General features: G+C 58.9%; 24 protein-coding genes. 19 read left to right on the top strand and 5 right to left on the bottom strand.

The features are described 5' to 3' along the window. The first annotated feature begins 79 nt into the window (after window positions 1–79). From DU506_RS01165 to DU506_RS01090, 16 genes are all read left to right on the top strand, one after another. Window positions 80–682, top strand: a complete 603-nt coding sequence (locus DU506_RS01165; protein ID WP_114485124.1) for a hypothetical protein — start codon at window positions 80–82, stop codon at window positions 680–682. Window positions 683–844: 162 nt separating this feature from the next. Beyond that, the gene (locus DU506_RS01160; RefSeq protein ID WP_114485123.1) at window positions 845–1,570 is read left to right on the top strand and encodes a single-stranded DNA-binding protein; all 726 of its coding nucleotides are present in this window, start codon (window positions 845–847) and stop codon (window positions 1,568–1,570) included. Window positions 1,571–1,802: 232 nt separating this feature from the next. After that, window positions 1,803–3,227, top strand: a complete 1,425-nt coding sequence (locus DU506_RS01155) for a DNA cytosine methyltransferase (RefSeq protein ID WP_181870654.1) — start codon at window positions 1,803–1,805, stop codon at window positions 3,225–3,227. Between the two features lie 149 nt (window positions 3,228–3,376). Further along, window positions 3,377–3,766 carry a hypothetical protein gene (locus DU506_RS01150; RefSeq protein WP_114485121.1) on the top strand — a complete coding sequence of 130 codons (390 nt, stop codon included), beginning with the start codon at window positions 3,377–3,379 and terminating at the stop codon, window positions 3,764–3,766. 87 nt (window positions 3,767–3,853) lie between these two features. After that, complete coding sequence (locus DU506_RS01145; RefSeq protein ID WP_114485120.1) at window positions 3,854–4,834, top strand: hypothetical protein; 981 nt, start codon at window positions 3,854–3,856, stop codon at window positions 4,832–4,834. A gap of 48 nt (window positions 4,835–4,882) precedes the next feature. Then, entirely contained in the window at window positions 4,883–5,128 is a 246-nt protein-coding gene (locus tag DU506_RS01140; protein WP_114485119.1) for a helix-turn-helix domain-containing protein, read from the top strand. A gap of 56 nt (window positions 5,129–5,184) precedes the next feature. Next, complete coding sequence (locus tag DU506_RS01135; protein ID WP_114485118.1) at window positions 5,185–5,982, top strand: hypothetical protein; 798 nt, start codon at window positions 5,185–5,187, stop codon at window positions 5,980–5,982. Between the two features lie 45 nt (window positions 5,983–6,027). Beyond that, window positions 6,028–7,281, top strand: coding sequence for a M23 family metallopeptidase (locus DU506_RS01130; protein ID WP_114485117.1), 1,254 nt, complete (start codon window positions 6,028–6,030; stop codon window positions 7,279–7,281). A gap of 348 nt (window positions 7,282–7,629) precedes the next feature. Further along, on the top strand, window positions 7,630–8,100 hold the full coding sequence (locus DU506_RS01125; protein WP_114485116.1) for a hypothetical protein: 471 nt from the start codon (window positions 7,630–7,632) through the stop codon (window positions 8,098–8,100). Continuing rightward, entirely contained in the window at window positions 8,075–8,371 is a 297-nt protein-coding gene (locus DU506_RS01120; protein WP_147273716.1) for a hypothetical protein, read from the top strand. The genes DU506_RS01125 and DU506_RS01120 overlap by 26 nt, the downstream gene beginning before the upstream one ends. Beyond that, a complete protein-coding gene (locus DU506_RS01115) occupies window positions 8,371–8,892 on the top strand; it encodes a hypothetical protein (protein WP_114485114.1) in 522 nt (173 codons plus the stop codon). Before DU506_RS01120 ends, DU506_RS01115 begins: the two co-directional genes overlap by 1 nt. 21 nt (window positions 8,893–8,913) lie before the next feature. Next, complete coding sequence (locus tag DU506_RS01110) at window positions 8,914–9,831, top strand: hypothetical protein (protein ID WP_114485113.1); 918 nt, start codon at window positions 8,914–8,916, stop codon at window positions 9,829–9,831. Beyond that, window positions 9,828–10,211: a hypothetical protein gene (locus tag DU506_RS01105; protein WP_114485112.1), complete on the top strand. Its 384-nt coding sequence runs from the start codon at window positions 9,828–9,830 to the stop codon at window positions 10,209–10,211. Before DU506_RS01110 ends, DU506_RS01105 begins: the two co-directional genes overlap by 4 nt. 2 nt (window positions 10,212–10,213) lie before the next feature. Next, window positions 10,214–11,794 (top strand): GspE/PulE family protein, encoded by a 1,581-nt coding sequence (locus DU506_RS01100; RefSeq protein ID WP_114485111.1) that lies wholly within the window; start codon window positions 10,214–10,216, stop codon window positions 11,792–11,794. Continuing rightward, window positions 11,787–12,956, top strand: a complete 1,170-nt coding sequence (locus DU506_RS01095; protein ID WP_114485110.1) for a type II secretion system F family protein — start codon at window positions 11,787–11,789, stop codon at window positions 12,954–12,956. Before DU506_RS01100 ends, DU506_RS01095 begins: the two co-directional genes overlap by 8 nt. A gap of 99 nt (window positions 12,957–13,055) precedes the next feature. Next, a complete protein-coding gene (locus tag DU506_RS01090; RefSeq protein ID WP_114485109.1) occupies window positions 13,056–13,298 on the top strand; it encodes a hypothetical protein in 243 nt (80 codons plus the stop codon). Window positions 13,299–13,351: 53 nt separating this feature from the next. On the opposite strand, the gene DU506_RS01085 is transcribed toward DU506_RS01090, so the two are convergent. The 4 genes from DU506_RS01085 to DU506_RS01070 all read right to left on the bottom strand — a co-directional run bounded on the left by DU506_RS01085 (window position 13,352) and on the right by DU506_RS01070 (window position 16,734). Further along, complete coding sequence (locus tag DU506_RS01085; RefSeq protein WP_114485108.1) at window positions 13,352–13,630, bottom strand: HU family DNA-binding protein; 279 nt, start codon at window positions 13,628–13,630, stop codon at window positions 13,352–13,354. Between the two features lie 203 nt (window positions 13,631–13,833). Further along, a complete protein-coding gene (locus DU506_RS01080) occupies window positions 13,834–14,331 on the bottom strand; it encodes a hypothetical protein (protein ID WP_114485107.1) in 498 nt (165 codons plus the stop codon). Between the two features lie 120 nt (window positions 14,332–14,451). Continuing rightward, window positions 14,452–16,176, bottom strand: a complete 1,725-nt coding sequence (locus DU506_RS01075) for a methyl-accepting chemotaxis protein (RefSeq protein WP_114485106.1) — start codon at window positions 16,174–16,176, stop codon at window positions 14,452–14,454. Between the two features lie 48 nt (window positions 16,177–16,224). Beyond that, window positions 16,225–16,734 (bottom strand): hypothetical protein, encoded by a 510-nt coding sequence (locus DU506_RS01070; RefSeq protein ID WP_114485105.1) that lies wholly within the window; start codon window positions 16,732–16,734, stop codon window positions 16,225–16,227. A gap of 363 nt (window positions 16,735–17,097) precedes the next feature. Between DU506_RS01070 and DU506_RS01065 the strand changes: the two genes are divergently transcribed. From DU506_RS01065 to DU506_RS01055, 3 genes are read left to right on the top strand one after another with little or no spacing between them, the layout of a single operon-like run. Beyond that, window positions 17,098–17,328 carry a hypothetical protein gene (locus DU506_RS01065; RefSeq protein WP_114485104.1) on the top strand — a complete coding sequence of 77 codons (231 nt, stop codon included), beginning with the start codon at window positions 17,098–17,100 and terminating at the stop codon, window positions 17,326–17,328. After that, window positions 17,325–17,579: a hypothetical protein gene (locus tag DU506_RS01060; protein ID WP_114485103.1), complete on the top strand. Its 255-nt coding sequence runs from the start codon at window positions 17,325–17,327 to the stop codon at window positions 17,577–17,579. The genes DU506_RS01065 and DU506_RS01060 overlap by 4 nt, the downstream gene beginning before the upstream one ends. 57 nt (window positions 17,580–17,636) lie before the next feature. Continuing rightward, window positions 17,637–18,131, top strand: a complete 495-nt coding sequence (locus tag DU506_RS01055; RefSeq protein WP_114485102.1) for a type VI secretion system-associated protein TagO — start codon at window positions 17,637–17,639, stop codon at window positions 18,129–18,131. A 336-nt stretch (window positions 18,132–18,467) separates the two neighbouring features. On the opposite strand, the gene DU506_RS01050 is transcribed toward DU506_RS01055, so the two are convergent. Next, complete coding sequence (locus DU506_RS01050; protein WP_147273715.1) at window positions 18,468–19,226, bottom strand: hypothetical protein; 759 nt, start codon at window positions 19,224–19,226, stop codon at window positions 18,468–18,470. Between the last annotated feature and the right edge of the window lie 156 nt (window positions 19,227–19,382).

Below are 19,382 nucleotides of genomic sequence, written 5' to 3'. Positions count from 1 at the left end.
TTCGCCCAGCCCCGCGAGCAGACCCCTATATGGATAAAAGGGCCGAACCATCGGCGTCGACACCCGAGAAGGAGCGACCATGGACGACATTCTGGCGGCGTTTAACGTCGAGATCCGCGAGATTCATCAGACCTTGATGCAGGAGGCGCTGGCGCTTTATGCCGAGCGCAACAAGCAACCGGACACAACCACTCGGTTGTCGCGTACCGCCATGGTTCGCCTCGCCGCTCCCGATACCGACCCCGCCATGATCCAGATTGGAAAAAGCCTCATCGGACGCGCAGGGGGTGCAAGCGGGGGTGCGGCACGCCGCGCACGCATGGCGATCACGTTGCGCCATATCGAGGGGCTGCACGCCCGCCGATCCGGCATGACGATCGAGGTGGCCAACTACATCGCCCGTTCGGCAGGTGAACCCGGTCTGGGCCGCCCAGCCAAGAAGCGTATCGAAACGACGCAACCGGCAGGCCCGGATGCCCGAGTGCTGAGCAGCGGGGATGTCGTGGCGACCATCAGGGCGTTATGCACTGATCTTGCATGGTTCAGGGTGTACGCCACCGAGATACGCCAAGCGTCGAGAAGCCAATGGCAGCGCGACTGGAAATACCGGTCGTGCCAGATGCTCGAGGCGTTGAGGGGGCAGGGCACCAAGGAACAGAACAGGCCGGAAGCCGTGGCTTGAGAAGGGCGTGAACGTGAAAATCCGGGCGGAAACGCAAAAGGAAAAGCGAAGTGAAGAAATAATATATAAATTACTTGCAACCCATATAAAAGATGCTATATTTATAGGGCATGGGCGACATATCGCACAGCTAAATCAAACACATACAGAAGGAAATTCCCCATGGCACGTGGAATCAATAAATGCCTCCTGATTGGCAACTTGGGAAGTGATCCCGAGATGCGTTTCACCACGGCAGGCGCCCCAGTGGCAAACGTCAGCCTCGCCACGACCGACACATGGAAGGATCGTCAGACGGGCCAAGCTCAGGAGCGCACCGAGTGGCATCGCCTTGTGTTTTTCAACAAGCTTGCCGAAGTGGTTCAGCAGTACCTGAAGAAAGGCTCGAAGATTTATGTCGAGGGACGCCTGCAGACGCGCAAGTGGCAGGACCAGAACGGACAGGATCGCTACAGCACCGAGATCGTCGTCAACGACATGCAAATGCTCGATGGTGCGCCGCAAGGGGGTAATCAAGGGCAACAGCCGAACCCGCAGCAAGGCGGCTATCAGCAGCCCCCGCAAACGCAACAGCAGGGCAATCAGCAGCCCGCCCAAGCCAATCAGCAGGGTGGCTATCAGCAACCCGCCCAAGCCAACCAGCAGGGTGGCTATCAGCAACCCGCCCAAGCCAACCAGCAAGGCGGCTATCAGCAGCCCGCCCAAGCCAACCAGCAAGGTGGCTATCAGCAGCCCCCCCAGAATCAACAGCAGAATGCTCATCAGGGCCAGCAGCCCAATACCCCCCCGCCTGCGCAACAGGCGCCCCCGATGGGCGGCGGCGGTGGGTTTGATGATTTTGACGGCGAGATACCGTTCGCTTGTATGCATAACATTTGCGGCGGCTAACCAATCGTATTGAAACGGCGGCACCGAGCGCGCCCGGACTTCAAGTCCGGGCGTTTTCTGTTTTGGATCACCGTACCGCCCGCAAGCCTTGCCACGCCGGCTCCGAACCACCACTTTCAATCAACGAATACTTCATATATAAGTTGCAGTAAACATATATATGGGATAATATTACTTCATGGAAAGGCAACCGCCCGTCCTGTCTCACGGTAACCACCAAGGAGATTCACCCATGGCAACATTGATCCAAACCACCATCAGCGAAAATCGCGGCCAGCCGCGCCTATGGATAGAGGGCGGACGGCTGGCGCGTGAGGGACTCGCGCCGGGAATGATCCTCAGCGGGCGCATTCAGGATGGCCAGCTGATATTCGCCCCGGCGAACGGAGAAGCCCCGGCAAACGATAGCGAATTTCAGGTCACGGTTTCACGACGCAAGCGCGGCGACAAGATCACCCCGCTACTGGAAGTGCGCCTGCCAATACTGTCCAAGCTGTTCGGCCTTGCCGCCCGCGTCGTGGTCAAGCTCATGCGTGGCAAGCTCTGCGTCAGCCGCCATCATCAGGACGTTAAGATCAAGGAGCGCGAGAGAAGCCTCGTGGAGTGTCTGGAAGGCGGTCAATCGCTGAAAATAGCGAGTCTCTACCATGGCGGTGGTGGTCTTGATTGTGCTCTGCATGAAGGGCTGGAGAAGGCCGGGATCGAAAGTTACTGCGCGTTGGCCAGTGAGATCGAAGGCAAGTACATGGATGCCTCACTGGCCAACAATCCTCATCTGTTCCGTGACGATAGCCTGATCCTCAACGCCCCGGTTGAGCAGCTTCAGTTTGCCAACAGTGGCGCTTTTTCAGTCCACGCATTGGTCGGTGGGGTGCCCTGTACTGGCGCCAGTTCAGCAGGAAAGGCCAAGCTGCAGCTTGCCTATGCCGAGCAGCATCCTTCCGCCGGGGCACAGTTTTTCGCCTTCTTGAAAATGATCGAACTGACCAACCCGGCGATCTGCATACTGGAAAATGTCTGCCAGTACCGCAACACCCCGAGCTACGCGATCATCCTGTCAGTTCTCAAGACGCTGGGCTACCGGGTTAGCGACCGCGACTTGAACGGCAACATCTTCGGCGCGCTGGAAAACCGCGACCGCATGGCCATGGTGGCGGTATCCGAAGGACTCCCGCTGGAGTTTGATATCGAGGCCATTCCGGTGCTCGCGGAAAAGCCCGCCGCGCTGGCGGAGGTGCTGGAGCCTGCCGAGGCCGTCGAAGAACGCTTTCGCGACTATGACTATCTGCGCATCAAGGAAGAACGTGACCGCAAGGCCGGGAAAGGCTTCATGCGCCAGCTGTTGACCCCGGACGCCGTATCCGTGCCCACGATAACGCGAGACTACAACAAAGTGCGCTCAACCGATCCGCAGCTCGCTCACCCGAGCGATCCCGTGCTGACCCGCCTGTTCACGCCCCTTGAGCATGCGCGCATCAAGGGCATACCCGAGCGAATCATCAAGAATCTTGCCGATACTACCGCGCATCAGATTCTGGGGCAGAGTGTGATTTACCCCGCTTTCATGGCGCTGGGTTATTCACTGGGGCATGCGCTTCGCCGCCTTGTGAGCGCTGCCCAGAAAGAGTGTGGCAAGCAACCGGCGATAGCCGCCTGAACCAAGAGGGGAGGCCTCGGGCCTCCCCGTTTGCATCTTTGCATGGCTTGGCAAGAACAATGCTCACTAGATACCAGTTGACCGCAACCAATATACAGAATAATCTATACGCTATGTCCCCTTAATACCATGAGCACTGGAGCCCGCCCATGTCGCAATCCGCCTCGCAACCCAAGCCAATTCTGGTCACCCCGGAATTGATCGCCTTCGCCCGGTCCTTTCAACAGACCATCCGCTATTGCCAGCTTGATTTCGCCATGAGCGTGGATAACACCCAGATGCCCATGCCCGCCAACTCGGTCTACCAACGCACACGCGATTGGTTCTTTCACCCCAGCCAGATAAGCGTGCTCAAGTCGCTTCATCTGCCCGCCGACGACACGACCTTTTTTGCGCTGGCGCGCAGGGAGGTCATCGTTGCGCTGGACGTCATGGAGAGCGTGCCAACCGAGACGCTGGCAGGGCGGTATGTCTTCGACTTCATGCCTTGTTCAGGCAGTCCCTTCTTCGATCGCCAGAGCGGTGACCGGATCACCTGATCAGACCAGACTTGGCTTTTCCGGGAAAGGGTGCCACTTGCCGAACGCCCATTGCTGAACGCTTCCCCCTGAGAATAGGAATCTCGCATGCAGCCCGTCACCTACCAGCACTACCCCCTGTTCACCAAGGCCACCATCAAGGCCCATCGCCGCCTGCCCAACAATAGGCGGGTAACGAACACGATCCAATTTCTGTGCCAGCAAAATGGCTTTCTGAGTTCGGTCGATGGCCAGACAGTGATTCTGGAGCACCAGCTTCCCAAGGGGCACGTCATCGTCCCCGAACCGGAGCTGTCGCATCAGCTGGCACGCATCAAGCTCTCGTCGGTCAAGGGCGATGCGTGGACATGGCCATTCCCTACCAGCACCATCTCACTGCCCACCACGCAGCGCTTTGCCGGACAACCCGCCAAGGGACTGATGGTGGCGTGGGAAAACGGGGATACGTTCGAGCGGCGCTTTGCGCCTGAATTTCTGGCGGCCCACGGCTCGCCGGTCGAACCCATGCCGAGTGGTAGTACCGAGCAGTTTCTTTTCATCGCCTGCCCCGGCGAGCCGGAACAACAGAGCGGCTTCAAGATGCCGGTCGTGCTGCTGATGACCTTCAACGTCGAGCAGATCACTGACTTCATCAACACCGAAGCCATCGAGGATCGCCTGTTCGTAAGGGGAACGAAATTCCCGGCAGGAATCGCCATGAATCCGGCCGAGCGAGACTTCATGCGGGAGGTGACCCGCTACGTGCTCTCCATGGGCATGTACTTCTCGGCCTTTCCCGACGCCATCACCCCCGGCGTCCCGGAATACATGAAAAACAAGCACCCAGCGACACGCAACAAGAACGCCAGAGCAGGGTTTGTGCGCCTGACCGCCCATGCCGATGCCACGCTCACGGCGGCCATGACCGCGCCACGCCGGGTGTCGGCCCACTGGCGCCAGCTGCGTGACGACCGCTACTACCAAGGACGCTACGCCCACCAGCCGCGAGGCTCGCGCTACGTGCTGGTCAGCGAGTATGCCACCGGGGCCGATCGCACCTTGGGGGTCGAGGCTGCCACGCAGGAGTAAGAGGTCGCTAGGCCTTCATATCGCTCAAATACCCAAGGAACCCCCACGATGAACGAATCACAAACCCTCGACGGCGTTGACTACCTTCGCGCAGGGATCGGCGCTGCATTACTGAGCCTTGCTCAGCGGCGAGGATGGGACGCTAAACAGGCGGCCAAATCGATGGGGGCCTCGGAGCTACATGCTGAAAGCCTGTTGACCGGCAAGGCCGGGGGAATCCCTCTGGAGGTTTTGGTCGACATGACGACGTATGCCGGCGCCGAAATCCATCTCAAAGTTGAGCTTCCGGAGTGAAGGAGAGGGGCGTCTATCGCCCCGAAAGGTAAACACAGTTGACGCGAGGCGTGGTAATGGAGCAAGGCAGCCTGTTCGATATGCAACCCGTAAGCCCCGCCAAGGGCCGACCCAAGGCGCAAGCGAAGGCGCGCACCATGGGGAACCCCTTTGATGACGCAACACTCAATGTGGGAACGACTCCAGCCGTCGAGACTCCTGCATCTCCCAGCGAAGCGTCAGCGAAAGCCGCGACCAAGCAGACAGGGCCAAAGCACAATGCACCGAGCGTGGCCAAACCACCTACCAAGCGTCGCCCCATCAAGCTTAGCCCCAGCAGCACGCTCCCCACGCTGCATGATGACCCTGACGGCTTGTCCGACGATGACCTGATCAGTGATTTTCTCCGGATTGGGCACATCGAGACCCCCGAGGATCTTTCCCAATGCGACGAAGCGCGCTGCGCCTTCGAGAAAATCCGAAAGCGCATCGTGGCGCTTATGATCGAGCGGCGCCTGATGGTCTTCGGCGGCTTTGAGGCCGACATGCGGGAACGGGCCAGACGCAAGGCGGCAGGGGAGGAACTGCCGGACAGAGCCTCCTGTGGCAATCCGGACTACCCCGACCCCTTTCCCACGCTGGTACGGGCCTGCCGGCACATGGAGCACCAGCTGGCCCATCTGGATAACGCTACCGTGGATCGCATGTGTTTTGATGACCAACAGTGGGTGCTACTGGTCTGGCAGGAAGCTCAGCGGATGGCGCTGGCCGCCGGTGCATCGGCGTTCCCCGACCCCTGGTGCCGCAACCGCTATACGTTGCAACTGATCAAGTATCGCCGCCTGCGCGAGTCAACCTCCCCCGAGAAGCGCTAAAAAAGTTATAATGCGCATAACAACTGAAAAATCTCAGGGGATCGCATGTTACACAAGGGACTATCCGGCATTGCGCTGGCGCTATTGCTGGCCGGGTGCAGCACCACTCAGCAGCTGACATCCGCCGAGGCCGACCAAAGCGCCGCCATTGCCCGCGCCCTCCAGTCCTATCAGGCACGCAGTCTCCCCAGCTTTCAGAATGCCGCAATCAAGAAGATCACCGTCAGGAAGGGCGATTCCATTCTCGCGCTTCTGCGCGGCGCTGGCGCCGACGTGGGCCTTTTCCATGCGATGTCCGCCGACGATCAGGCGCATTTCTCCCGGCTGCATCCGGGGGATCAACTCGCCCTTGCGATCGACCGCGATGGCCGCCTGACGTTGCTGGCCCAGAAGGTCGAGAATGCCGAGTGGCGAGTCGCCGAGAAAGGCCCCGAAGGGGTTACGGTGTCCTATCAGCCCCTAAGCGACGGCCACCACCAGCAGCTGCTCACCGGGAAGGCGGGCACCGATCTTGCCCGGGGGCTACGCCAAGCGGGTGTGCCGGACGCCATTGCCGAGCAGGCAAGCCAACTCATCGAGACGCAGGCCGGCACCGCCCGGCATCGCGGCGGACACTTCCAGGTGCTGATAACGCAGCCCACCCTGCAAGATAGGCCCGTCGGCAAACCCCAGCTGATTGCGGTGCAGCTCGATACGCCCACCCAGGCCTATGGCGCCTTCCGCTTCACCCCAGCCAAGGGCGCCAGCGGTTACTACAGCCATGACGGAACGCCCATTGTCACCCCGTGGCTTGAGTACCCCATTGCGGACTTCACTCGGATTACCTCGAAATTCAATCCTCGCCGACGCCATCCGGTGACCGGCCGTATCAGGCCCCACCAGGGCATCGACTTCTCGGCGTCGCCCGGCACCCCGATTATCGCACCCAGCGATGGGGTGGTGAATATGGCAAGCTGGCAAGGCAGCTGGGGAAGGCTGGTCACCCTGGCGCATGCCGGCGACATCGAAACCCGCTACGCCCATCTCTCGGGCTTCGCGACGAACCTTGCCCCCGGAACCCGCGTTGCCCAGGGCGAGGTGATCGGCTATGTCGGTACCAGCGGCCTCTCGACAGGGCCGCACCTTCACTATGAAATGCACGTCACCGGACGCCCAGTCGACCCCCTCAGCATGAATACCGCGAGCAGGATGCCGCTGGCGGCAAGTGACCGGCATGCTTTTCACGATCAGCGGGCAACCCTGATCGCCACGCTGGAGAGCGGAAACACCTCCAGCAAAACGCTCGTTGCCAGTCGTTAGCGGCGTCCTGCCGTCGCCGGAGATACCGAGCAAGGGCCATCGCCCGCCACATTCAGCATTCTCAATTATGGTATTATGGTGTTAATACTTGAACATTGATTGGATGCTGAATGCCGCCTAGACACATGACCGGGACTGCCCGCCAGACAGCCCTCCGTCACCCGGCCAGACAGCCCGCTGAATATGCTGGATTCATCGGGGGGTTGGCCGCCCTATGCCCGACTCCCCATTTGCACTATGCCCATGATCGCCAAGCCCAAGGGGGCTTCCCTGGTCATGGGTGTTTGTCGCGCACCACCCTCGTCACCACGCCACCCATAAAGTCACCGCCATAAGGGAGAACGCCCCATGGGTCTACCCAGTCTTATCATTGCCATCTTGCTGTCGTCGGTTTTAGGCGGCATTTTCGTGTCTTACCTCTCCGGTGTTTTCTTTGAAGGTGACGCCATGGCCACCGCCGCCACCCTGTCGTATCAAGGGCAGGAGCTCAAGGATGCCAGTAACGTTTATCAGGCCATGCACAGCGGTCGCAGCCCAAGCACTATCGAGGATCTGGTCAACAGCTTCCTGCTGACAACGACCCCGGATACCGGGATCGATGACGTCGAGTGGGAGATGGCCACCATCGGTACGGTCAAGCCAAGATTCGTTCTCCAGACCTCTCCCGGCGTGCCAGAAAAGGTATGCCTGCAAGCACTGGGTACCACTAACCCGCTGCCGGAAGACATCGCCCCCAATGCCGATGCGGCCCTCGCCGGTCCTATCCAGGGCTGCTACGGCGATGGCATCAACAATGAGTACGTCTACTACCGCCGCTAGTCCCATCCACTCGGGCTGGCGCTGGCCAGCCCCGTCACCAGACCCGTTACCCATGCCTAACCATAAACGCCTGCACTGCTGGATCGAATCAATCATCGGCCTGGGCGTGATCGCCTACGCGGTGGCCACGTTCGACAACGGCCTCTGGAGCTGGTCGCTGCTTCTGGGTGGTGTCGCCCAGCTAGGGTTGGCCGTGACCGGGGTGACAGCCCGCCTCTCCAGTGCCATTACCCTGAAATTGCTGCGCCAGCGCTTCAAGGCGAACCTCTAATGGGGCTGGCGCAAGTGGTGATAGCCATCATGCTGGCATCAGCCTCGCTCGGGGTGAGCGTCAGTTACGTCTCCAAGTTGAATATTCTCGAACGCCAGCTGGCATCCCAGCTTGGTGACGGCTTTCACCAACTGGATCAGGCCTGGCAGCACTATCGCCGCGATCATCAGCGCTTCACCTGCGCCGTGGCGACCCGCGATGCCGAATGCCCGGCCTTTGTCCTGCAGGACAAGGGACTGTTGCCGGCGGACGGCTGGCGCCAAACCCTGTTCGATGCCTACACCTTCGAGCCGCGCTTTCCAGCCGACTTCACGCTTGACTACCACACCGAAGCCACCGGCCAGCGGTTTTGCATCGAGGGCACCGGCAACGCCGCCCTGATGAACGCCGCCCAGCGCTTCGAGCAACGCGCCCCCATCAATCAGGTGTTTCTCACCGATGACTGCGCGACCCCCATGCCCAGTGGCGATCTGACCCCAGATGGGCACTGGGCGATTGTCTATCGCTTGAATGACCAGTGATTTCCACCTTGAGGTACCGACATGACCTGTCAGAAAGTCGCCGCCATTAAACTGATCGTCGGCACCTGCCGCGGATCACGCGCCGATGCCCGTGCGATAGCGAAAAGCATGATCGATCGCTATTTTGATGCGCCGGAAATCTGCCGCTTCTACCTGAAAGTCGAAAAGGGCGTGGGGGTGCATTATGAAATCCAGCAAGGCGGCGAGGGGCGGGCTTATTTGCCATCGATCCTGCAAGCGCTTGGCGAAGACCGCGATGATATTACCCTGGCCACCGAAGAGCGGCAGGTAAAGATCTGGCGACGAAGTAACGGCGACCTGTTCTGCCTGTGGCTTGCCAGCGACGACGAACACCCCATTGATGTTGACGGCCTGGTGAAAAGCGGTCCGCGCATGACGCGGCATACCTCCTCCTCAGGGGCAATGACCAATGCAGGCCGCATCGTCTTTCTGGCCGGTGCCCTGGTGCTCGGGGCAGGAGTGCTGAATCAGGCGGCCCTGACCCCTGATGCCAACCACCTTGGCGAGATATATGCCGAACGCTTTGCCGGTCCCGAGGCGTCGGCGCATTTGCCCATCGTTCACTTAGAACAGGCGCTGTCGGCCATCGAGCAGGGCACCCTGGTCAGCATCCGGCGAATCAACGACCCCTTCAGACATGGGTGGCGTGCCGTGATCGAGACAACCGCGGATGGCGCCGCCGAGCGTGAAATCACTGACTACCATCGCAACGCCAATGGCACCTGGACCGAAATGGAGGTCAAAACGATAACGGACGGCGACTCAACTATAGAGTTAATAAGAAAGGCCGACCGTCAATCTGATCTAACCAGAGGCGATTTTAAAATCAATGAACCCGCTGACTTAACCGAGAGGCTTACCCCAGAAAAAAGTCCTCCCGAGATTCATCGGCTGGCAATAGAAGGAGAGGGTTCATGATTTCTCCAAGCAAGGCGCGCATCAATCGTGAGTCCCGCACCGCACGCTGGACAGCGCTAGGCCTTCTCGTTGGCGGCATTGCCCTGGGTGGCCTGGGCGTGGCGCAACTCTACGGCTTCGGCTTGATGGCCGAGCCGGTCGCGGGAAGCGCCCTGGCACGCAACTGCCTGGAAAGCGCCGCCGCCTTGGGCGGCGAGTTGACCCCAGAACCGGGTGGTCAACTCGCCATCAGCCTTGCCGAGGCACCCACGCTGCGCGAAGGCATCCTCGCCAGCAGCCTCATCGTCGAGCAGTGCGTTGGTTATGAGGTCGCGACATTCTGTGCCGGCGAGGACTGCGGCGGCGACCTTCTTCAGATGACGCTCTCACGGACACCTTAACCATGGCGACCCTCACAGAGTCAGCGCTGCAGGACAGCAGCATCCCGATGCCGGTAACCAATCCGGGGACCGCCAAGCAAAAGCTCGGTGATATTCTGCTGGCGCGGGGCGAGATCACGGAGATGATGCTCAAGGTCTCCCTGGCCGAACAGCGCATCACCCAGGAGCGCCTGGGAAAAATCCTGATTCAGAATGGCTTCATCACCCAAAAGGTGATGATCGAGACGATCCGCGACCAGGACATCAAGGAACTTTCCTACGAGAGCACCCTGATCACCCGCTGTCCGCCGGAGCTGTTGCTCGAGACCAGTACGATGGTGCTGGTCGAGGACCGTGATGCCGTATTCGTGGCAAGCCTCTCCGATGAAGAGTGGGTCCGCCACGCGCTCAAGCCGTATTACCCGGGGCGCAGACTGCGCTTTAGCTCCGTGAGCATCCAGGAGATCGACCTATACCTCAACAAGCTTGAAACCATGCTGAGCCAGCAGAGCAGCTTTGCCGAGAAGCTGTTGCGCGAGGCGCTGATCGCCGAAGTGTCCGACATCCACATCGAGCCGCGTCCCAAAACCTATTCGATCTTCATTCGCCGCCTGGGGATGACAGAGCATTTTCACGAAGGCACCCTCGAGGAGTACCGCAAGCTTGCCACCTCGATCAAGATCAAAGCCAACGTGGATATTTCCGATCGCCTCAACCCCCAGGACGGCAGCTACCAGGTCGAACACGATTCACGGATGATCGATCTGCGGGTTGCCACCATGCCGACCATCGACGGCGAGAAGATTGTCGTGCGCCTGCTCGACCCGGACAGCTCCCAGCCAAGCCTGAAGGCACTGGGTATCGCTAATATCGAGCAGTGGCGCAAGGGCATCTCCAATTCCTCGGGCATCTGCCTGGTCTGCGGCCCCACCGGCTCGGGCAAAACCACCACGCTCAACGCAACGATCCGCGAACTGGACCGCTTCGGGCATACGATTAACACTTTGGAAGATCCCGTCGAGTACCGCATTCCCTTCGTCACCCAGACCAACATCAACTATGCCATCGGCCTGGACTTCACAAGCGGCGTCAAGGCCCTGCTGCGCTGTGACCCCGATATCATCGTGGTCGGAGAAATGCGTGAACTCGGCACGGCAAAGCAGGCCATTCGGGCAGCCGAAACTGGCCACCTGGTGATCGGGACCCTGCACGCCGACAATATCGCCGGGGCCTTTGCGCACCTGCGCGACATGGGCATCGAGGCCAAGGAAATTCGCACTCTGGTCAAGTCGGTGCTCATTCAGCGGCTGGTGCGAACCCTCTGTACCCCCTGCGGGGGCCGCGGCTGTATGGAGTGCCTGGACTCCGGCTATGCCAAGCGAGCGGTGGTGTCCGAGATCGCCTATTTCGATGACCCGGTGCAAGTGGATCGGGCCATCGAGGGCGAGAAGCACTGGCCCACCATCATTGAGGATGCCGTTGAAAAGGCGGCAGCCGGTGTCACGCGACCCGACGAAGTGATCAGGGTGTTTGGAGAGCCTGGCCGCCAGGCGCTTATCAAGCGAGGATACAGCGAGCTGGAGCTGGGGAACCCTTATGCGTGAGTATTGCGTCAAGGTGATGGGGGAGCAGGGCCTTAGCAAGAGGACGGTGATCGCCAGCGATTCTGAGCAAGCCGCCCACCTGGCCAGGCATGACGGTCGGGTCATTCGTGTCTATCGCCCGAGAGGATCGAAAAACCTCGACAAGGCCAAGCTCACCCCGCGACTGCGCATTGAGTTTCTTGAGAAGCTGGCCATGATGCTCGCCTCCAAGGTGCCGCTTGAGGAAGCCCTCGAGACCCTTGGCCAGGTATACAGTGGGGCGGTGCGTAGGGTGGCGACCACGCTAAACCGGGAGCTTCAGAGCGGGATGGATTTCTATGAGGCGTTGCGCAGCCTTCCGGACTTTCCCGAAACCACGGTGGCGCTGGTTGAGGCCGGCATGCGCTCGGGCAAGTTCCATGAGGCCCTGAGCGAGACCGTCACCTTCGAGAAGGAAATGGAACAGGTCAAGCGGGTCAGCAGCGAAGGGCTCTGGTATGCGCTGCTCAACTTCGGCTTCGGTTCAACCCTGATATTCTGTACCAGCTACATCTTCGCGCCTTACTTCATGAACAGTGGCTTCATAGCAACGTCCGAGGCCATTGATATCGGCTGGGTGGTGATGCTCTCCAACCTCATGGGCGGGGTGATTGGAGTGACCCTGTTGTCGGCACTGGGAGTTTGGCTTGTGTCCCATGTATTGCGCCCACTAAACCCCGGCCTTTCCGATCGGATTACCCTTCGTATTCCGCTTTACCGAAAGATCGCCTTGAATAAAAAGCATTACATCCTGTTTTATACTGTCTCGCGCCTGATCGGCTCCGGCATCCGTATCGATGATGCCCTTCGAGTGGCTATGCAGACGTCGCCCAAAGGCGAAATGCAAAAGGATCTGCAGCGCGCCCTCACTCGAATTGAAACGGACGATGGAAACTGGCCGGATGCCATGACGCATATCAATGCAATCGACAAGGCGGCGCTGGCAACGTCCCAGAACCGGGCGGATATCGCCGTTGCCTTGCGAGAGGTCGCCAACGGTAAGAAAGAGGATTATATTCGCGCCTTACGTGTCGTTGCGCCCTTGCTGCAAGTCTTCGGATTATTCATGATGGCGATGGCAGGCTTTCTGTTGTTCTGTTTCACAGCACTGCCTTCCATTCAGGCCCTTGAAGGCTTGCTATAGGCAGTATGCTTGGGAAAGTAGACGGATGCTGCATACGGGAGAGGATTTCATGGTTGGCGAAAGGGCCGCCAGCCGTGACAAGAGGCGAAAACCAGAACCATGCTCAATATTAAGCAGAAATGGGATATCGATGCCGAACTAGGCAAGATGCTGCGTGACGCGGAAAAGCAACAGGCCGACAAACAGGCCTTGGCGCACCAGGAAGCCGAAGCTGAAGCAGAAGTACAGGCAGCCTCGATGGATGAAGCGTTTACGGCGCAGCTGCTGACACTCTGCAAGGACTTTAGGGTAGACAGCGGGGATGTGGTGGCGCTTGCCAGACAGGGTTTTCTGTCCCGCTGAAATAAAGATGCCCGCAGCAACGCTGCGGGCATCTTTTTAATGTCTGGAGGGGCTCAGGCGGAAATAGCATCCTTGAGGGGCTTGGTCACCTTGAGCGATGCCGACGTTGACGCGGCAATCTCCAAGGCTTCACCGGTTTGCGGATTGCGCCCTGAGCGCGCTGCGCGTTGGGTCTTTTTCAATGTGCCGATACCCGGCAAGACAATCTCACCATCTTCTCTTAACGCCGTTGCCACGATCTCGGGAAGGGCGTCCAGGATAGCCTTTGCATCGGCCTTGGTCGCGCCGGTCTTTTCAGCAAGTGCATCGATTAGATCGGATTTTTTGCGCATCGTTAGTGCCTCTTTTGTCGGTTTGAGTAAGGGCCAACCCTCACCCTCTATAATACAGAAATGCTATTTAGCTGTTGTGCAAATGCCACTTCGAAACCGCTAAATAACGGATTACTTGATGAAGAAGCTTCAGAAAGACTCCCATCCGGCAACGTCAGCGGATATATCCCGGCGGGGCAGTCCTGCCTGATGACCGCCCGCCCCTAAGTGGCAGACGCCGGTTCGGGTGACGCATCCGTGACGCCGCCGAGCGTGGCGTTCTGCTCCGAAGGCGCGTCTGTCTCGCCTACCGCCGGCAACGCTTCTTCGCCCACAAAAACCGTGCTCTCGGGCAAATCAAAGACACATCCATCCGGCGTGCGGGTGATGCCATCACACTCAAGGCGCTGGCTCACAGACGGCATGCCGGGGCACAGCGTGACCGATGTCCGCAGGCGATTACGTGAAACTTGGCGCAGCGTCCAACCGTTATGAGTAACGCGTACCAATTTAGCTTTACGCGCCTGTTGATCAAACAAAATGTCAATGCGATCCCCGTCCTGAAAGCGCAGCGACTCCGCGAGTTTGGCGCCTACGCAAATCTCCAGCGCCCGTTTGTCGCCACTGCATTTATGACAGTGAAGGGTGAGAGCTTGTGCAATGGCTTCGGATTCAGCGGTTGGACCGCTCCCCCGTAAGGTGGAAACCGATACAAAGGTCATAGAGTGTATCTCCTTGCAATGGCCGTTTCTTGTGGCGGCGGTCGCTTAGGTAAAATGTGCGACGGGTTGGTATGCTGCTGGTAATGGGGAGAACGACCGATGAGGCCGTTCTTGTCCTGGTTAAAACGTCTCCCAAGTATCGTCGCCCGCCGCCAGCAGGGGCGAGGGCGCCGGCACCCGGCCGTTGGCGGCCGTGCGGGGCAGGGCGCGGCTCTTGGGCGTTGCTTTGGGCGTTGTCGCCTGGGTATTGGCAGCGCGCAGTGCCTCGGTATCGGAGAGAAAGGCACGAGCGCTGTGGGCCAGTGCGGATACCTCGCCGTTGAGCAGCGCGACGGATCGGTTGTAGGTCTGCATGCTCGTGGCACTTTCCTGGGTGCCTCGGTCAATTTCCGATATCGCCTGACTGATCTGTGCCACACCATCACTTTGTTCGCTGGTGGCGGCGCGGATTTCATCCATCAGGTCATTTACACGGTGGCTTGCCTCGCGAATACGAAGCATCGCGTCTTCCGCTTCGCGGGTCTGCATCTTGCCACCCAGAATACTCTGGCGCGACTGAGTGATCATCGCCTGTACCTGGTGGGCCGCCTCGGCGGACTGGCTGGCGAGCTTTCTGACCTCCTGGGCCACCACGGCAAAGCCGCGCCCGTGTTCACCGGCGCGTGCCGCCTCCACCGAGGCATTTAAGGCCAGGATATTGGTCTGAAACGCGATGGCATCGATGGTGCTCACCATGCCCGCCATGTTCTCGGCCTGCTGGGTGATCTGCTCCATGGCCTCGGCAAGCGACGTCATGACCGCCGAAGCGCGATCCACCTCTGTCACGTTGCCCACGGATGCCTGACTCGCAAGCTGGGCGTTTTCCGCACTCTGGGAGACCGTCGAGGAAATTTCCTCGGTGCTTGCCGCAGTCTGCTGAACGGCAGCCGCCTGCTGCTCGATGCGTGAGGCCATCTGCTCATTGCTGGTCGCCAGGTCTTCAACGGAGGGGCGCACCTTGTCCACGCGGTTGTTTAGATCGCCGATCAGCGCAGAAAGTGACTTGCGCATGAACCCCATGGTGGATAGTGCGCGGTCCATGTCGCCGCGCCCACTGGCTGGCGCTACGGCGTCAAGGTTGCCGGCGGCAAGCTGCAACGAGAAATCATTGGCGCTGCGGATGAAACGCCGGGTCTGGAGGCCATCAATCAGGGTCAGAGCACCAATCAACAGCCCGCCCGCCGTACCGGCGCCCCCCAGCCACAGCCAGCTGTTGGCCTCGGGGGCGGCACTGTATAGCGCCGCAGCCCCGGCAAAACTGATGCCGAAGATGGTGGCGACGTTAAACGCGGCCGCCCCCGCCATCCGCACCCGAGAGCTGCTCAGGTTGATCTCGAACAATCGACGCAACGGGTTTTGCGCTACCGGGGCGCCATGCTTGACCTTGTAGCGGCCGCTATTTTCGCGGATGTTTCGATAGATGGTTTCCGCCGCGTCGATCTCGCCCGGCTCGGGCTTGACGCGTACCGAGACAAAGCCTGTGATGCGACCATTGGCGCGCATGGGCACCACGTTGGCCCGCACCCAGTAGTGGTCACCGTTCTTGCAGCGGTTTTTGACCAGCCCCGACCAGTAACTGCCGCCCTGCAGGTCACGCCACATATCCTCGAACACCGACTGCGGAATGTCAGGGTGCCGCACAATATTGTGGGGGGCGCCATGCAACTCATCGTAGGTGAAACCACTGATGTCGATGAAAGTCTGGTTGGCGTAGGTGATACGACTTTTCTCGTCGGTCTTGGAGATAAGCACATCATGTTCGCCGAGCGGGTGGTCGATTTGCGTGACCGGGCCATTGTTTCGCATTGCCGGAATCCTTGATCTGAGTTTTTGTTGTGCTGATCCGTCCTTGGCTCAGGCTGACGGGTAGCGTTCACTTGGGGCGCGGGGATCGAGGTCGATGCTCAGGTGGCTGTCGAATAGAGTCTCTACATCACCGGTATCGGGGTGCTCGATATACCAGCCGCTGAAAACAAGATCCGGCCTGGGTTGCGGTTGATAGGAGTGACCGGCTCTGTAGGGGCGATGACCATAGGCAATCAATCGGCACTCGAAGGTGTCATGGCCGGGTGCGCACGCAAGTATTTCGTATTGCTTGCCGGAAGCCTGATGATTGGTCAGCGCCTCCAGCATCAGCCGCGCCGGTACCGGGCCTGAGTAAAGGGTGCGAGCGATAGCCCCCATTGCGTTACGCACCGGCAATATCTCGTTGATGGTGAGCATTGCCTGGGCGGGCAGGCAGTCGAAATACACCGATTCCTTGACCGAGAAGGTGTCGCAGGGTGCTTCGCTTGGCACGTTACAGCCAAACAAGGAGTGATCCGCAAGAGGAAGGTCGATGGGTTGTGGCGAGTAGGCGAGCATGATTGCCCTCATGGAGCTGGATAAGTTGATAATCCCATGCATACACTATAACAAAAGAATGTTACAAAAAGGGTAGCAAATCTGCCTGAACAACTATGTCACTTGGTATAATTCATCGGTAAGACCAGCACGTCTGCGCGCTCAATACACATTAAGGCTGGGCACGCTCTGCCGCCCACGCTACCCAGGGGCAACCCTATGCATCCAACCCATAAAAACCATGATCGACTCACCGGCAGCCTGCAAAAGCTGGGTGAGATACTCCTATCACACCCCCTCCGGCAGGGATAAGAGAAGCTGGCGCAAGGCGACCTTGAAACGGCATTAGAGAAAGCAGGCATCGCGTTTAAGCGCGAGGTTCACTTGTCCTCACGAGACATTATCGATTTTCTCATAGCTCCGGAGGGCGCCAGAATCGGGGTGGAGCTCAAGCTCAAGGCCCAGCGCAAGGCGATCTACCGCCAGTTATGCCGCTACGCTGAGCACGAGGAGATCCATGCCTTGGTACTGCTTAGCGGCACCGCCATGACGCTCCCCGAGACGATTAACGGAAAACCGGCCTATGTCTTCTCCATGGGGACGGCCTGGCTATGAGTGTCACCTATGGAACGCTGGCGCCCCACGTCGCCATCCGCCTGAAGCAACTGTTCCCTCGCATTGCGAAGGGCCAGTCCAAGGGCTTCACCTTCCCCAATGACACCCTGCATTGTGCCGACCTTGCCTGGTTTGTTTCTCGTTACCCCATGGCGATGTCGCTTGACGATCAACTGTCGCTCGATGGTGGGCGCGCCCAGTTCGAGGGTGAACAAGCTGCCATGTGTGATTATCGCCACGATTTATGCTGAGTCGCTGCTAGCCGCTATACTGAGGCTATTGGACAACCAATAGTCGAGGGGAAGGGAATGAGGAAATGGATTGCAGGGCTAGCGGTTATGGCTGCCGTAGGCGTCACCGAGGCCAGCGCATGGGTGGTGCAGAAAGAGGCATCGCCCATTGACGATAGTCAGATAGTAGTGATGGGGGTTTCATCAACCGATCAGATAAAGGACACGCTCGGCAGGCCAGCGAGAGCGACATTAAAGCTTCAGTGCGTTGAAAACCGGACGGGCTTTTTTGTGGAGTTTGGCGGCCACTATATGAGCGACCTGATCGACGGCAGCATGACGCTCCGAGTGGATGATAAGCAGGCATTTACTCGATCTATGCATCAGTCCACAGACCATTCGTCACTAGGGCAAATGGGTGGGAACGCCATCGCGACCATCCGAAAAATGTTAGGCGGCGATTTGCTGACGGCACGCGCTACGCCAGTCAACAGCGACCCGGTCACAGTGCAGTTTGCTATTGACGGCATCGAAGATGAGATAAAGCCGCTGCGGAAGGCTTGCAACTGGTAGTGTCGCAATACAGCCCGGCAAAAATATCCAGGCAAACTTCACCAAGGGTCGCTACAGCAGGCCTTTTTCGATGCAGATCAGGTATGTTCGAACAACCTACGGGAATACTGCTCCGATGATTCGGTCGCTTCTTCGGAGAGTTCCAACCTCGTGTAGCTAGCCTTGCCTTCCAGTGTTGAACGCTTTGCAGTTAGACCAGTTTGGTGTCGTCACTGTCGATTGGTTGGCTCGGGCAGTTCAGCTGACGCTCTCGCTGGCTGTTGGCGACAAAATTGTTCCGAGCTTCAGAAACCCTGCTTTCGTATGCCATTTCGTTTCAAGGCCCCCGCGGTGCGCTCAACGATTCCTGGAAACCAGAAGGTCCGCCCCTTCCAGCAGGGCTTTTACCACCGCCTCCATGTCCGGCAAGCCTGCCAACCTGACGATATCGGTACTGCCCGGGGAAATGTCAATGCCGTCCTTTCCCCATCCTCCCGGCTGAACCGAGCGATTCGAATAATCAGTTATCCAGAGAGACCACTTTGCTGGCGTGAGCAGCCCGCGACGGGATTTACGGATCATGACTGCCGCGCCCAGAGCCTCCGATTCCAGCCTGAAATCTAAGGCACCTTTGAGCTTGAACTTCACATAGCAGGTCCTGACATCCCTCCCTTCCGAATAGGCAGGGGTGAGTCCGGCCCTCGTCAGTCGAGACACGGCGAACTGAAGCTGGTCGAGCTCCCGGTCTTTGAAATGAACGGAGGTCGGCGGTTTGTAGAATTCGTTTCCGTGACCCCTGTATTGGGATGGCAAGAGCGCACTGAGATATAACTCAGTAGCCGAAGGCAGATCGACGCGCTCGCCAGTATCGGTCACGAAACAATAGCACGCGAGTCTGACCTGACTTCCGTCAAAGAACAGATAGGCCTGCCAAGGAAATTGCCGGGAATACCCCTCGAACTGGATACGCCCGTACACCAGATCCCGCTCTACCCGTTCATGAGTCCAGTGAAAGGAAGGGATGCGCTGATCGGCCAGATAAAGCCGGACCTCCGTTCCCGCCTCGAGGTTCTTGAAAAAATTCAGATCAGGTTGTTGTGCCAATTGCTCACTCATTGAATCTGTCACCCAATAGCCAGCGTTAGTGCGTCGTGTCGCGGTCGATTGTGTCACACCGGATAACGCCTTTCCCGCTCAAAGAGTGTTGTATTGATTATGGGGTGCTAGACACGCCAAAGAGTGAGATTTTCGAAAGCTAGGTCAGAGCATCCA

The sequence above is a fragment of the Vreelandella rituensis genome, assembly GCF_003336665.1.
Taxonomy (GTDB): Bacteria; Pseudomonadota; Gammaproteobacteria; order Pseudomonadales; family Halomonadaceae; genus Vreelandella; species Vreelandella rituensis.
Note: the sequence above shows the minus strand (reverse complement) of the source record. Positions and strands in the feature narration are given on the sequence as shown.

Coding starts and splice junctions, on each gene's coding strand:
- DU506_RS01165 (WP_114485124.1), top strand. CDS start 80: ATGGACGACATTCTGGCGGCGTTTAACGTCGAGATCCGCGAGATTCAT.
- DU506_RS01160 (WP_114485123.1), top strand. CDS start 845: ATGGCACGTGGAATCAATAAATGCCTCCTGATTGGCAACTTGGGAAGT.
- DU506_RS01155 (WP_181870654.1), top strand. CDS start 1,803: ATGGCAACATTGATCCAAACCACCATCAGCGAAAATCGCGGCCAGCCG.
- DU506_RS01150 (WP_114485121.1), top strand. CDS start 3,377: ATGTCGCAATCCGCCTCGCAACCCAAGCCAATTCTGGTCACCCCGGAA.
- DU506_RS01145 (WP_114485120.1), top strand. CDS start 3,854: ATGCAGCCCGTCACCTACCAGCACTACCCCCTGTTCACCAAGGCCACC.
- DU506_RS01140 (WP_114485119.1), top strand. CDS start 4,883: ATGAACGAATCACAAACCCTCGACGGCGTTGACTACCTTCGCGCAGGG.
- DU506_RS01135 (WP_114485118.1), top strand. CDS start 5,185: ATGGAGCAAGGCAGCCTGTTCGATATGCAACCCGTAAGCCCCGCCAAG.
- DU506_RS01130 (WP_114485117.1), top strand. CDS start 6,028: ATGTTACACAAGGGACTATCCGGCATTGCGCTGGCGCTATTGCTGGCC.
- DU506_RS01125 (WP_114485116.1), top strand. CDS start 7,630: ATGGGTCTACCCAGTCTTATCATTGCCATCTTGCTGTCGTCGGTTTTA.
- DU506_RS01120 (WP_147273716.1), top strand. CDS start 8,075: ATGAGTACGTCTACTACCGCCGCTAGTCCCATCCACTCGGGCTGGCGC.
- DU506_RS01115 (WP_114485114.1), top strand. CDS start 8,371: ATGGGGCTGGCGCAAGTGGTGATAGCCATCATGCTGGCATCAGCCTCG.
- DU506_RS01110 (WP_114485113.1), top strand. CDS start 8,914: ATGACCTGTCAGAAAGTCGCCGCCATTAAACTGATCGTCGGCACCTGC.
- DU506_RS01105 (WP_114485112.1), top strand. CDS start 9,828: ATGATTTCTCCAAGCAAGGCGCGCATCAATCGTGAGTCCCGCACCGCA.
- DU506_RS01100 (WP_114485111.1), top strand. CDS start 10,214: ATGGCGACCCTCACAGAGTCAGCGCTGCAGGACAGCAGCATCCCGATG.
- DU506_RS01095 (WP_114485110.1), top strand. CDS start 11,787: ATGCGTGAGTATTGCGTCAAGGTGATGGGGGAGCAGGGCCTTAGCAAG.
- DU506_RS01090 (WP_114485109.1), top strand. CDS start 13,056: ATGCTCAATATTAAGCAGAAATGGGATATCGATGCCGAACTAGGCAAG.
- DU506_RS01085 (WP_114485108.1), bottom strand. CDS start 13,630: ATGCGCAAAAAATCCGATCTAATCGATGCACTTGCTGAAAAGACCGGC.
- DU506_RS01080 (WP_114485107.1), bottom strand. CDS start 14,331: ATGACCTTTGTATCGGTTTCCACCTTACGGGGGAGCGGTCCAACCGCT.
- DU506_RS01075 (WP_114485106.1), bottom strand. CDS start 16,176: ATGCGAAACAATGGCCCGGTCACGCAAATCGACCACCCGCTCGGCGAA.
- DU506_RS01070 (WP_114485105.1), bottom strand. CDS start 16,734: ATGCTCGCCTACTCGCCACAACCCATCGACCTTCCTCTTGCGGATCAC.
- DU506_RS01060 (WP_114485103.1), top strand. CDS start 17,325: ATGAGTGTCACCTATGGAACGCTGGCGCCCCACGTCGCCATCCGCCTG.
- DU506_RS01055 (WP_114485102.1), top strand. CDS start 17,637: ATGAGGAAATGGATTGCAGGGCTAGCGGTTATGGCTGCCGTAGGCGTC.
- DU506_RS01050 (WP_147273715.1), bottom strand. CDS start 19,226: ATGAGTGAGCAATTGGCACAACAACCTGATCTGAATTTTTTCAAGAAC.